Raw genomic sequence first — 12,399 nt, forward strand, 5'->3', positions numbered from 1 at the left:
CTTCTAAAGTACGGAATCCAGCTGTAATGATTACCGTGATACCTTTTTCATTAGCCTGTTGAATGAGCATTTCTTTTTTTTCAGCGACTATCGGATGCAACTCGTCAGTCAGTTTAATTTTATCTAGATCGGGGAGGAGCAAATGCTTAAGCATGAACCCTAACAGTAACCCGAAAAAGCCTATTATCAGACATGCCTTTACCCAGTTAACCTTCACTGAACAATCCTTCCTTTACGAATAACTGTCTGAATGAGAAAAACTCAACCAAAAGCGGATGAGTTTTTCTTCTATTATAACTTTGACTTCAATTCTTCTATTTGCAGTAAATGTCGTTTTTCATGCAAACCCACAAACGGAATCCATTGCTTCAAGCTTAATTCTTTAAACAATGGATGAGGGAATGACTTTTGTTCAAGATCTTTTTCATTTGCGCTGTCAACAACTTGTATAAATGCCTGGCGGGATTCGGACAATTTATTCTTAACCTCGTCCAAAGTTTGAAATGCTTCTGATGGAATGACAAATGGCGGCGCCGAGACCTTCACTTCACGATTTAGAGTATACTCTATCGGTTTATCTTCTGCAGGGATACTCTCACCGCTTTTCAACTTGTCGGCAATTCCCTTTGTTATCATTCGCTCCATTAAATATAGATGATTCAATACCTGGATAATGCTCCAGCGGCCTTCTTCTGGATGGGCATTCAGCTGTTCATCCGATAAATTGTTAACCGCTTCTAAAAGTTCTTTTCTAATTTTTTTGTTATCTTCCATTTTAGCATCTCCTCCCGAAAGCTTAGTTAAACTCCATCAATTATTCCATGTTCTGTATAAAGGTGTAAAATAAAAACACTTTTAGATAGGAAGAAAACCGATTTAAAGTTGTCTATTTTTAGAAAAGCTCTATGATAGTCATAAAGGTACTATTCACCTAATACAAATGACTTTCAAAATTCATCAAAGATAGTCAAAATAGGAGTGATCGTTATGAGCGGAGGACATATCCCATTCAGCCACAAAGGGCGTAGCGTCATTAATGCAAAGCCTTCCAAAGGAAGCATTTGGACGATGCTCAGGCAAATGTTTAATCGTGTCCCGTCTAAATGGAAATTTTCTTCCTTGATTATATGTATAATGTTGTTCATTTCTTTGCTTGAGTTCTCCATCCCACAGTTGACTCAGTATACGATTGATAAAATCATTCCCGAAAAAAAATATGACTCCTTGATTTGGGTAGGCACAGGAATTCTTGGAGCTGCTATTTTATTAGCTTTACTAAACTACTTTAACAGCTATATCGTTTCCAAAGTCGGTCAAAAAGCGATTATGGATTTACGGAATAGCATGTATGAACATATTCAAAGGCTGGATATGAAATTCTTTGATAAAAACCGAACGGGTGACTTAATGTCACGGCTAACTAATGATGTCAATTTACTCCAACAACTCATCTCTTCAAGCATGCTCCAAGTCGTAACAGACACGGTAACTTTTGTTGCAGTCGCAGTCTATATGCTTTTCATTAATTGGAAACTGACCATTGTCCTTCTTTTTACATTCCCGTTCATGTTCTATATCACAAGGGTATTTGGAAAACGTATTCGAATGTCGTTTAGGTCTGTTCAAAGTTCTGCAGGAGATATCAGCAACCAGTTACAGGATTCTATCTCAGGAATGCGACTCATTCAATCTTTTACCAATGAAGAATTTGAATCGAAACGTTTCGCAGAACGTAATCATGAAAACATGGTGGCTAACATTAAATCGGTTCGCTTGCGATCCATGTTTGGTCCGGTTATCGATTTATTGAACAATATTGGTCTTGTTGCTGTTATTGTGTTTGGGGCTTGGCAAGTGATGGAAGGTGCATTTACAGTGGGATTAATAGTAGCTTTCCTCGCCTATTTGAGATTACTGCAGAGTCCTGTTCGCAATTTCAGCCGAGTAATCAGCATAGTCCAGCAGTCAGCTGCAGCTTTTGAGCGTATTACAGAAATTATGGAAACACAACCTGAAATCAGTGACAAAGGAAATGCAATTGAGCTTCCTTCAATAAAAAAACAAATTGAATTTCAATCAGTTGATTTTGCTTATGATGAAAGTGTTCCGGTTCTTAGCAATCTAAACCTAACGATGAAAGCCGGTCAAATAACAGCTCTCGTCGGCTCCTCTGGTGCAGGGAAATCGACAATTACAAACCTTTTAATCCGATTTTATGATCCACAACAAGGAACAATCAAAATGGACGGCCTTGATATCCGTGATGTGTCGCTGAAATCTATACGTAGCCAAATGGGGATTGTTTCTCAGGATATCATTTTATTCAATGGTTCAATCCGTGATAACATCGTTTATGGAAAACTTGATGCAACAGATGATGAAATCACTGAATCGGCTAAAGCAGCCAATGCACATGACTTTATCAAGTCCTTTCCGAATGGTTATGATTCTCAAATTGGAGAGCGAGGCGTCAAACTTTCAGGAGGACAAAAGCAGCGAATCGCCATTGCTAGGGCACTTTTGAAGAATCCACAAATCATCATTCTCGATGAAGCGACAGCAGCATTAGATACGGAATCCGAGCATTTAATCCAGGAAGCATTGTCACGTTTATTAGTAAATCGGACTTCAATTGTCATTGCGCATAGATTATCAACTGTTCAAAATGCTGACCAAATAATCGTTCTTGAAAAAGGCAGTGTCCATGAAAAAGGAACGCATGAACAGTTATTGACAAGTAACGGCAGATATAGGCAGCTTCATGACTTGCAATTCCCTCAATTGAAGGCGGCTATTACATAACAACTGCACACCGCCTTCAATGAAACAGGGTCCGATTTATATATAATAAGCCATGTGTACAGAAGTATTGCTTCTGTGCACTTTTATTGAATTTATTTGAAATCATAACTCTCTAAAATCCGATTGGTAATGAGCTGATACCCTTTTTCATTTGGATGAATTTTATCACTGAAATACTCTTTTTTCTTTTTATTTTCAAATAAATCATTAGTAGGGATAAATATCATTCTTTTATCCTCTTCTACTACCTCGTTTACTGATTGGTTATAATCATGAACGTGCTTTTCAAGTCGTTGATCATCTTTTTTTGGATTATACAKCCCAACTACCAGTATATTCGCTTTTTTGTTTTTCTTTAATAGTGTAGAAAGAATTTTATGTAGATGGTCAATATACTCACGTTTACCATCATTTATTTTTTGATCACTTATTTTTTTCAAGTTACCTCCATTACTGTTAATCAAGTCGTTTGTTCCAATATAAACAATAAACGTGTCGGCTTTGTCCAATTTCGTGTTAATTTGATTACCTTCAAGCTGATCAATGACACCATCTGTAACCTGGCCTTTAATACCGTAATTCCAAAAACGGACTTTTTTTTCAGAATCAGGATTATTCAATTCATCCTCCAGACCTTCTACATAACCTTCCCCATCCTTATCACCTTTTCCATAGGTTAACGAATCTCCAAAAGCCATCACATCTTCCGACTCTGAAGCCTGAAACTTATATGCAGCAAAACAAATAACTAGTACAATTACGAATAAACCTACTATTTTATTCATTCGTTTCCCCTTATGTAATGTATTTACTATGAAGTATTTTATCTTGTAATTACCCCAAAAATGAACATACTTAACATGCAAAAAAATGAATTGTCAGATAAACTGTAAAAAGTGTATGATACAATAAAAGCATTCAATGGAACGGGTTTTCGTCAACCTCCTTTTATTCATTAATAGGATGGGAATCCCAAGTTTCTGGAGGTTGTATACATAATAAGGATAGGAGTTAAAATGATGGATAGTTACATAGAGTTTAGGGATGCAGAACTAACAGATTTACCAAGAGTAGTCGAAATATATAATTCGACTATTGCGTCAAGGATGGTCACTGCAGATACAGAACCTGTTTCAGTTCAATCGAGGCTTAAATGGTTTGAGGAACATCATTCAGAAAAACGACCGCTTTATATTATTACATTCGAAGGAAAAACTGCTGGATGGATGAGTTTTCAATCTTTCTATGGTAGGCCAGCCTATGATTCCACTGCCGAGATCAGTATATATATTGATGATTATTTCCGGGGAAAAGGAATTGGACAAATTTCGATTCAAAAGGCAATTGAAGTGAGTCCAAAATTAGGAGTTAAGACACTACTTGGTTTTATATTTGCTCACAATACACCGAGCATAAGACTGTTTTCTAAATTTGGTTTTGAAGAATGGGCGCATTTACCTCAAGTTGCCGAGCTAGATGGTATTGAACGGGATTTAGTAATCCTTGGTAAGCGTGTTAATATTTGAATTTCATTACATAAAAGCTATTGCCTTCATTCAGCAGTAGCCTTTTTTAGTTTAAATGAAGGAATCTATTTTAAAGTCACTGACGAAATTTAAAAATCACTATAAACTTTCTTAAGCAAAAAATATTCTGATTTTCTTTTATTTGTTATAGCATTTAACAGCGAATCCAATTCTTGACTTGCTTGAACAGTTAGAAGGCTTGTAAAACCATAATCAGCTGCCAATTTAATCATTTCCCGTCTCTTTTCTTCTATTCTTTCTACGGTTATCTGTGGGGGCATCTATAGTCACTTCCTATTTATTCAATTTTCTTACATCTTTTATGATAAAGAAATAAGTAGTTAAAATCAACCATATATGGAAATTAAAATGTGTTATTCCACTAGATAAATGTGACAAAAAGCCTATTCCATTCCCTGTTTGTGTCTTTTTTATGACATTTTATATTCTAGACAAATAAAAAAGCATTCACTCATGTACACTGCGAATGCTTTAATAATATTCATCAGATTAAATAATATTTTAAGATAGTAAAGTATTTTAAGAACTCTTACTATGTCATCCACTCTGAAGGAGACTCGATATTAGGTCTATTTATTACAATCTTATATTCATCTTCAAGCACTTTTAATGGAACATCATAAAGATGTCTTTCATCAGAGGTTTTATAAACTCCATTCGCTAATAACTCTTCAATCAGCAATGCCTTCCTCTGTTCAATTCTCTTAAATAATTCTGCCATGTAAATGGCTCCTTTCCTTGTCTTCATCAGCCCGCTTTCATATGAGCTAAATTGTAGTAACAGGTTTCATTTTCACCAAATTATATTTTTTCTATTATGTCACTAAACGTTATTTCACAAAAATAAAAGCCTCTTCTAATTCAAGAAGAGGCTTACAGTAGTCCGTTCGGCTCTTCTTATCTTCCAAGCGTATGCTTGTTGGATGTAGCACAGTTCCCAAAATGGGTCTGCTGCCGAGGTTTCTTTGGGCCAAGTCCCTCCACCTCTCTGGATAAGAATTCAATATATAAATGATGTAGACATGATTTTATCCCAATATTCTTCAAAAGTCAATCACATGGTTCTCCCTTTTTTTGATAGGTATTCTCTATAGATCCCATTCAAATTGGGTTGCAATTTCCTGGCTTTCTGATATGATGTCAGTAATTACATACATTCACACCACTAGGGGAGTCTTTTTAAGACTGAGATGGAATTTGTTCCGGACCCTTTGAACCTGAACCGGATCATACCGGCGGAGGGAAGTGGATGATATCGTCTTTAAACACATGACTTTATCCATCTGCCCCGCTCCGTTTTTCAGGAGCGGTTTTTTTTTAGATGGAAAAAGTGAATAATTAGACTGCTAGGGGAGCACTTTTGCTGAGAATCAAACCCTTTGCACCTGATCTGGTCATACCAGCGGAGGGAAGCAGGCTGTAAGAAGGAATTTGCTTCTTCCTCGGTAACAGCCGCTTTCTTTCAGAGAGCGGTTTTTTTGTTGATCAGATAGTGTATGCACACTTTACAATTTTAGTAAATTTTAAATTTCAAGGAGGATGTACCATGGAGAATACAGAATTAGAAACCTTCAGTGATAGACTTCATGAACGGGCAAAAGGAATCTGGAAAAGGAACCATACACATCCCTTTGTTCAGGCGATTGGAGATGGGACGCTTTCAGAAAAGAAATTTGCCTATTACCTAAAGCAGGACTATATCTATCTAATGGATTATTCCAAACTCTTTGCGTTAGGAGTCATCAAAGCTCATAATCTCGAAACTATGGCTAAGTTTGCAAGTATTTTGAATGAAACCCTTCAAGTAGAAATGGATATCCATCGACATTATGCTTTGGAATTCGGAATCAGCTCAATCGAATTGGAAAATACAGAACCCACCCCAACCACTCTAGCTTATACGGGTTACATGCTAAATGCAGCCCAAAATGGGACTTTGGCCGACCTGATCGCCTGCCTCCTTCCATGCGCTTGGGATTATTATGAGATCGGTTTGCTATTAAAAGAACAAAATGGTGAAGCATTAGAAAACAATCGCTATGCTGATTGGATTAAATCCTATTCGTCTCCTGAATTCGGTGAAGCACACAAATGGCTGATTGCTTTGTTGGAGGAGTTAACAGAAGGCATGCCTGAAAAGGAACTTCTTAGATTAGAGAAGCATTTTTTGGTGACTTCCCGTTATGAATATTTATTCTGGGATATGGTTCAAAATGAGCAGGATTGGCCACTGTAGGATGTTGTCATGATGATGAATCCAATCAAGAAAATGACGTTGACTGCCATGATCACGGCCATTACTACCATAACTAGTTCATTCATTTTCATCCCGGCTGGATTTGCAAAAATCTTTCCGATTCAGCATCTGGCAAATGTCATGACAGCCGTTTTATTGGGACCGGCTTATGCAGTAACACAAGCTTTTTTAGTTTCCATCATTAGAAACATGTCTGGTACAGGTTCAATTTTCGCCTTTCCGGGCAGCATGATCGGTGCACTATTGGCTGCTGTCCTTTATCGAAAAACACAAAGCTTGAAATTCGCTTGTTTAGGGGAAGTGATAGGGACCGGCATTCTTGGATCCCTAGCTTGTTATCCACTTGCTGTCCTCCTATTGGGAGAAAAAGCAGCTATTTTTGGTTTTTTACCAGCTTTTATGCTTAGTTCATTCGCAGGTGCCATTTTAGCTTTCATTTTACTGAAAATACTTTTAAAAAATAATTATATGAAGGGGTTTTTTTATGAGAACAGCGTTAACCATCGCAGGCTCTGACTCAGGGGGCGGTGCTGGAATACAAGCCGATTTAAAAACATTTTCTGCACATGGGGTTTTTGGAATGTCTGTCATTACAGCTGTAACGGCACAAAATACAATGGAGGTACGTTCAGTTCAAGCTATAGATACAGGTATCATCACGGATCAAATTGCAGCTATTTTTGAAGATATACACGTCGATGCAGTAAAAATAGGTATGCTTGGATCAAAAGAAATCGTTGAAACAGTCGCCGCGTCTCTAAATACCTTCTTACCCGCAATCGTTATCCTTGATCCTGTCATGATTTCCAAAAGCGGCCATCATTTGCTCGATGAAAAAGCTGTCTCTGCTTTAAAAACAGAATTGCTGCCGCTTGCAACACTTGTAACTCCGAATGTACCCGAAGCCGAAGTCCTTACTGGCTTGTCGATACGAACGAAGCAAGATTTTTACGAGGCTTGTATATCAATTAAAGAACTTGGCGCAAAAGCGGTTTTACTTAAAGGAGGCCATTCAGCAGGGAATCCAAATGATCTTTTTTATGACGGAACTTACTTTTTCTGGATTAAAGGAGAACGCATTCATACAAAAAACACCCATGGGACAGGCTGTACTCTGTCATCCGCCATTACATCCAATCTGGCAAACGGACTTCCTTTAAGACAGTCCATTGAACAAGCCAAGACATATATTTCTGAAGCCATACGAAATAGCTTTTCACTCGGTAAGGGGCACGGACCCGTCCATCATTTTTATTCATTTTCAAAAGAAGAAAGGAGTGATTTATTATGAATGTTTCCGTTTCAGACTTATTCTTTCAGGTAAGAGAAAGTAAACCGCTCGTTCACCAAATCACTAACTTTGTTACGGTCAATGACTGTGCCAATGCCACTCTTGCCATCGGTGGTTCACCTGTTATGACATCTAGCCCAAGAGAAGTCGAGGATATGGTCAAATTGGCTGATGCTCTAGTCCTGAACTTCGGTACGATTGATGATAAAGCCTTGGAAGCAATGGAGATTGCCGGTAAGACGGCGAATTCCCTGAATATCCCAGTTATTTTGGACCCAGTGGGAGTTGGTGCCACTTCCTATCGTACAGTACAAGTGGCAGAGCTCCTGAAGGAAGTTACCTTCCAAATCATCCGCGGAAATGCGAGTGAAATCCATCGGTTAATGGGTGGGGATATCGTTACACGTGGAGTGGATTCAGGTGAACTTGCGATTAGCAATGCAGAACTGGCAGCACGTGCGGCTAATAAATTGAATAGTGTCGTCGTAGTGAGTGGCGCCAAAGATGCTGTTAGCGATGGTAAAAATACGTCCATTATCGATAATGGGAATCCTCTATTAACGAGTGTTACAGGTACTGGCTGCATGGCTACTGCTCTTATCGGAACTTTTTCCGGAGTCACAGACAATTTCTATGCTGCGGCAGTTGCCGGGATCTCAACGATGAGCATTTCCGGGGAACTTGCTGCTGCAAAACTTCAAAAAGATGAAGGAACTGGAACGTTTCGTGTGCGATTAATCGATGCGATATCAAGAATAGATAAGGAAATTTGGATAAATGAGGTGAAATTATATGAAGAAGTCTCAAATTGATTTAAGCCTATATTTAGTGACAGAAGAGTCCATAGCAATAGAAGATTTGACCAAAATCATAGCAGAGGCGGTTTCTGGAGGAGTCTCGATCGTACAACTAAGAGAGAAAAACAATTCCTCCCTCTCCTTTTATAAAAAAGCTTCTGCATTAAAACAGTTACTACACGAACTTTCTATTCCGCTGATCATTAATGACCGGGTAGATATAGCACTTGCTGTTGGAGCAGACGGAGTTCATATCGGACAGGATGACCTTCCACTTCCAATCATCAAACAACTAGTGCCTGACAATATGATTATCGGTGTATCAGTCTCAACTCTAGAAGAAGCAATCGAAGCCGAACAAAATGGAGCGGACTATATCGGTGTTGGTTCTATTTTCCCTACGAAAACAAAGCAAGATGCAACCTTAATGGCAAACGGGGAACTTGAGAAAATTTGCCGCAGTATATCGATTCCTGCAGTAGCTATCGGAGGTATTACCGCCGAAAACATCTCATCTCTTTCAGAAAGTGGAGTATCTGGTACAGCGGTAGTTTCCGCAATCATGAATGCAAATAGTCCACAGAGTGCCGCTGAATTCCTTTTAAGCATAATAAAAGACTTTAAGTAATAAAAAAGAGGGGGACTAAATTTAGTCCCCCTCTTTTATGTTATGTCAAAACAGTATTCTTTGTCTCTTTTCCAAAAGCTACGACAACTGCCCCCACTAAAATAGCAATTGTAAATATAGTGAAAATTGTTGAAATTGGTGTACCTGCAGCAACTAAATAACCGACAAGCAATGGTCCCAAGACACCGCCAATTCGACCAATTCCAGCAGCTAAACCAGTACCTGTACCTCGAACTACCGTTGGATACTGTTCTGGAGTATACGCATAGAGCGCACCCCATGCACCTAAATTGAAGAATGATAGGAACATCCCAGATACGATTAAGAGTGATAACTCTTCTGCTGAACYAAAGAAAAATGCACTGACAGCCGTTCCAATTAAGTATGTGATCAAAACGAATTTACGTCCTATCTTCTCAATCAACCATGCAGCTGAAAAGTATCCTGGAAGCTGAGCTAGCGTCATAATCAAGACATATTCAAAACTTTGAATCATACTGAAGCCTTTTAAGACCATGACGCTTGGCAGCCATAAAAACATTCCATAATAAGAAAAGACCACGCAAAACCATAGAATCCACAACACTAGGGTCTGACGTGAATATTCCTTTTTCCAAACGCTTTTCATATTATTGAGTACGGATGGCCTCTGCTTCTTTTCCAGTTCCGTATACTTAGGTGAATCTGGTAGTTTCAAACGCAGATAAAGCGCGTATAAAGCTGGAACAGCACTTAATAATAATGCAACGCGCCAGCCATATGCCGGAATGATGAAAAAAGATATAAGTGCTGCCAATATCCATCCAACAGCCCAAAAACTTTCAAGAAGCACGACAACTTGTCCCCTTTTACTCGCTTCAACACTTTCAGAGACAAGTGTCGAGGCAACTGGAAGTTCTCCTCCGAGCCCCATTCCAATCAAAAATCGCAAAATCAAGAACAAACTAAGTGTACTGACTGCTGCAGACAAACCGCTAGCAATAGAAAATAATAATAATGTAATAATAAAGACGTTCTTTCGTCCAACCCTATCTGCCATTGCACCAAAAAAAACAGCCCCCACAGCCATACCAATAGAGTTAATACTGCCAATCCACCCAACCTGTTCACTGGTTAAGTTCCATTCCTGTTTCAACGCAACAATAATGAAAGAAAGCATACCCACATCAAGTGCATCAAACATCCATCCGAGACCCGCTACACCAAGTAATTTACGTTGCGATATAATTTTCGCATTATTTCCCATATGAATCCTCCTGAAAAACTTTAGAACTTCTATTTATTTTATCCCTTCTTAATTTTAACTATTAAATATCATTTTCGCCATAGTATTTACAGATGTCATGACAAAAAAACCATATTTTTTTGTGAAATTAAGAAGAAACACTCTTAACTAGTCGTTCATTGAGATAATTATTATGTCGAATAATAATGATTGAATATTCTATTTTTTTCATTTATGATAAAAATTGGCATAAATCAAAGCGTTATCAATAAGTCAGCATGTTTTGCCCAATTAAACGATTATATTCAGGAGGGTAATTATGACAAATCTAACGTTAGAGGTAAGTGGAAAGTTGCAAAAATTTTTAACAGGACCTAAAAAGCTTTTTATTAATGGTCAATTTGTAGAAAGTATTTCAAAGAAAACCTTCTCCACTCCAAATCCTGCCACAGGACAAAAACTTGCCGATGTATTTGAAGCAGATAAAGAAGATATTGACTTAGCCGTTAAAGCAGCACGCAAAGCATTCGATGAAGGTCCTTGGTCAAAGATGAGCGCAGCCGCCCGCAGTAGGCTAATGTATAAACTAGCAGATTTAATGGAAGAAAATAAAACAGAGCTTGCGCAGTTAGAAACATTGGATAATGGGAAACCCATCAGTGAAACAGCCAATGCTGATATTCCATTAGCCATTGAACATATGAGATATTTTGCCGGCTGGTCGACTAAGATTGTTGGACAAACTATTCCGGTAAGCGGAAATTACTTTAACTACACAAAACACGAAGCTGTAGGTGTGGTAGGTCAAATCATCCCTTGGAACTTCCCACTCCTAATGGCGATGTGGAAACTCGGTGCAGCACTTGCTACAGGTTGTACAGTTATTCTAAAACCTGCTGAGCAAACTCCATTATCGGCCCTTTATTTGGCTGAACTAATCGCTGAGGCTGGTTTCCCAGATGGCGTCGTCAATATCGTTCCTGGTTTTGGTGAAACAGCTGGACAAGCTCTTGTCGATCATCCACAGGTCAATAAAATTGCATTTACCGGTTCTACTGAAGTTGGAAAACTAATCATGCGCTCTGCCTCCTATTCATTGAAACGTGTCACATTGGAACTTGGCGGAAAATCACCAAACATTATCCTTCCAGACGCAGATTTCTCGAAAGCTATTCCTGGTGCTTTGAATGGTGTTATGTTTAACCAAGGCCAGGTATGTTGTGCCGGATCTCGAGTTTATATTCAAAAGAAACACTATGATAATGTTGTTGCCGATATGGCTAGCCATGCTAAAAATATTAAACAGGGGGTAGGCTTAGATCCAAATACACAAATTGGACCGCTTGTTTCTCAGGAACAGCAAAACCGCGTTCTTGGCTATATTGAAAAAGGGAAAAATGAAGGTGCAGAAGTCCTTGTCGGTGGAAGTAAACCGGGTGAAGAAGGCTATTTTGTTTCTCCTACTATATTCGCTGGTGTAGAAGAGGAAATGACAATTGCCAAAGAAGAGATTTTCGGTCCGGTTATTGCGGCAATGCCTTATGAGGATTTAGACGATGTTATTAACCGTGCCAATGCCAGTGAATATGGATTAGCTGCCGGTTTATGGACAAGTGATTTAGCCAATGCTCATTATGTGGCAGGAAAACTTCGTGCAGGTACCGTTTGGGTGAACTGCTATAACGCATTTGATGCAGCTTCCCCATTCGGTGGTTACAAACAATCCGGAATCGGACGTGAAATGGGATCCTATGCACTTGATAACTATACTGAAGTAAAAAGCGTCTGGGTCAATCTAAGTAAGTAATTTTTTATGTGATTTTAAAGAGAGGGTCTCAAAGGGGACCCTCTT

13 protein-coding genes, 1 pseudogene and 3 riboswitches are annotated in these 12,399 nt (G+C 38.6%); of the genes and pseudogenes, 8 read left to right on the forward strand and 6 right to left on the reverse strand.

Features of this window, described 5'->3' with window-relative positions:
* Positions 1 to 217 (reverse strand): annotated as a pseudogene (locus AC1DUW_RS07665) (M15 family metallopeptidase); the annotation flags it as partial.
* A 74-nt stretch (positions 218 to 291) separates the two neighbouring features.
* Complete coding sequence (locus tag AC1DUW_RS07670; protein ID WP_053345079.1) at positions 292 to 774, reverse strand: DinB family protein; 483 nt, start codon at positions 772 to 774, stop codon at positions 292 to 294.
* 213 nt (positions 775 to 987) lie between these two features.
* Between AC1DUW_RS07670 and AC1DUW_RS07675 the strand changes: the two genes are divergently transcribed.
* On the forward strand, positions 988 to 2,802 hold the full coding sequence (locus AC1DUW_RS07675; RefSeq protein ID WP_477642291.1) for an ABC transporter ATP-binding protein: 1,815 nt from the start codon (positions 988 to 990) through the stop codon (positions 2,800 to 2,802).
* A 92-nt stretch (positions 2,803 to 2,894) separates the two neighbouring features.
* Here the strand turns inward: AC1DUW_RS07675 and AC1DUW_RS07680 are convergent, their stop codons facing one another.
* The gene (locus tag AC1DUW_RS07680) at positions 2,895 to 3,587 is read right to left on the reverse strand and encodes a DUF459 domain-containing protein (protein WP_477642292.1); all 693 of its coding nucleotides are present in this window, start codon (positions 3,585 to 3,587) and stop codon (positions 2,895 to 2,897) included.
* A 234-nt stretch (positions 3,588 to 3,821) separates the two neighbouring features.
* Here AC1DUW_RS07680 and AC1DUW_RS07685 point away from each other — a divergent pair, with 234 nt between their 5' ends.
* Positions 3,822 to 4,328: a GNAT family N-acetyltransferase gene (locus AC1DUW_RS07685; protein ID WP_180320456.1), complete on the forward strand. Its 507-nt coding sequence runs from the start codon at positions 3,822 to 3,824 to the stop codon at positions 4,326 to 4,328.
* Positions 4,329 to 4,417: 89 nt separating this feature from the next.
* Here AC1DUW_RS07685 and AC1DUW_RS07690 read toward each other — a convergent pair whose 3' ends face one another.
* Complete coding sequence (locus AC1DUW_RS07690; RefSeq protein ID WP_053345076.1) at positions 4,418 to 4,609, reverse strand: aspartyl-phosphate phosphatase Spo0E family protein; 192 nt, start codon at positions 4,607 to 4,609, stop codon at positions 4,418 to 4,420.
* 272 nt (positions 4,610 to 4,881) lie between these two features.
* The gene (locus AC1DUW_RS07695; RefSeq protein ID WP_053345075.1) at positions 4,882 to 5,070 is read right to left on the reverse strand and encodes a Fur-regulated basic protein FbpA; all 189 of its coding nucleotides are present in this window, start codon (positions 5,068 to 5,070) and stop codon (positions 4,882 to 4,884) included.
* Between the two features lie 173 nt (positions 5,071 to 5,243).
* Positions 5,244 to 5,348: riboswitch (SAM riboswitch) on the reverse strand.
* Between the two features lie 158 nt (positions 5,349 to 5,506).
* A riboswitch (TPP riboswitch) is annotated at positions 5,507 to 5,610 on the forward strand.
* A 77-nt stretch (positions 5,611 to 5,687) separates the two neighbouring features.
* Positions 5,688 to 5,777, forward strand: a riboswitch (TPP riboswitch).
* 118 nt (positions 5,778 to 5,895) lie between these two features.
* Between AC1DUW_RS07695 and tenA the strand changes: the two genes are divergently transcribed.
* From tenA to thiE, 5 genes are read left to right on the forward strand one after another with little or no spacing between them, the layout of a single operon-like run.
* Positions 5,896 to 6,585 carry a thiaminase II gene (gene tenA / locus AC1DUW_RS07700; protein ID WP_477642293.1) on the forward strand — a complete coding sequence of 230 codons (690 nt, stop codon included), beginning with the start codon at positions 5,896 to 5,898 and terminating at the stop codon, positions 6,583 to 6,585.
* 15 nt (positions 6,586 to 6,600) lie between these two features.
* Positions 6,601 to 7,122 (forward strand): energy coupling factor transporter S component ThiW, encoded by a 522-nt coding sequence (thiW, locus tag AC1DUW_RS07705; RefSeq protein ID WP_053347998.1) that lies wholly within the window; start codon positions 6,601 to 6,603, stop codon positions 7,120 to 7,122.
* Positions 7,091 to 7,897: a bifunctional hydroxymethylpyrimidine kinase/phosphomethylpyrimidine kinase gene (gene thiD / locus AC1DUW_RS07710; RefSeq protein WP_477642294.1), complete on the forward strand. Its 807-nt coding sequence runs from the start codon at positions 7,091 to 7,093 to the stop codon at positions 7,895 to 7,897. Before thiW ends, thiD begins: the two co-directional genes overlap by 32 nt.
* Positions 7,894 to 8,709: a hydroxyethylthiazole kinase gene (gene thiM, locus AC1DUW_RS07715; RefSeq protein ID WP_477642295.1), complete on the forward strand. Its 816-nt coding sequence runs from the start codon at positions 7,894 to 7,896 to the stop codon at positions 8,707 to 8,709. The genes thiD and thiM overlap by 4 nt, the downstream gene beginning before the upstream one ends.
* Complete coding sequence (thiE, locus tag AC1DUW_RS07720) at positions 8,690 to 9,322, forward strand: thiamine phosphate synthase (RefSeq protein ID WP_053345071.1); 633 nt, start codon at positions 8,690 to 8,692, stop codon at positions 9,320 to 9,322. Before thiM ends, thiE begins: the two co-directional genes overlap by 20 nt.
* A 40-nt stretch (positions 9,323 to 9,362) precedes the next feature.
* Here the strand turns inward: thiE and AC1DUW_RS07725 are convergent, their stop codons facing one another.
* Positions 9,363 to 10,568: an MFS transporter gene (locus AC1DUW_RS07725; protein WP_477642296.1), complete on the reverse strand. Its 1,206-nt coding sequence runs from the start codon at positions 10,566 to 10,568 to the stop codon at positions 9,363 to 9,365.
* Positions 10,569 to 10,866: 298 nt separating this feature from the next.
* On the opposite strand from AC1DUW_RS07725, the gene AC1DUW_RS07730 reads away from it, so the two are divergent.
* Entirely contained in the window at positions 10,867 to 12,354 is a 1,488-nt protein-coding gene (locus AC1DUW_RS07730) for an aldehyde dehydrogenase family protein (RefSeq protein ID WP_477642297.1), read from the forward strand.
* The last annotated feature ends 45 nt before the right edge of the window (positions 12,355 to 12,399 follow it).

It is taken from the genome of Peribacillus sp. P4_C12 (assembly GCF_056402095.1).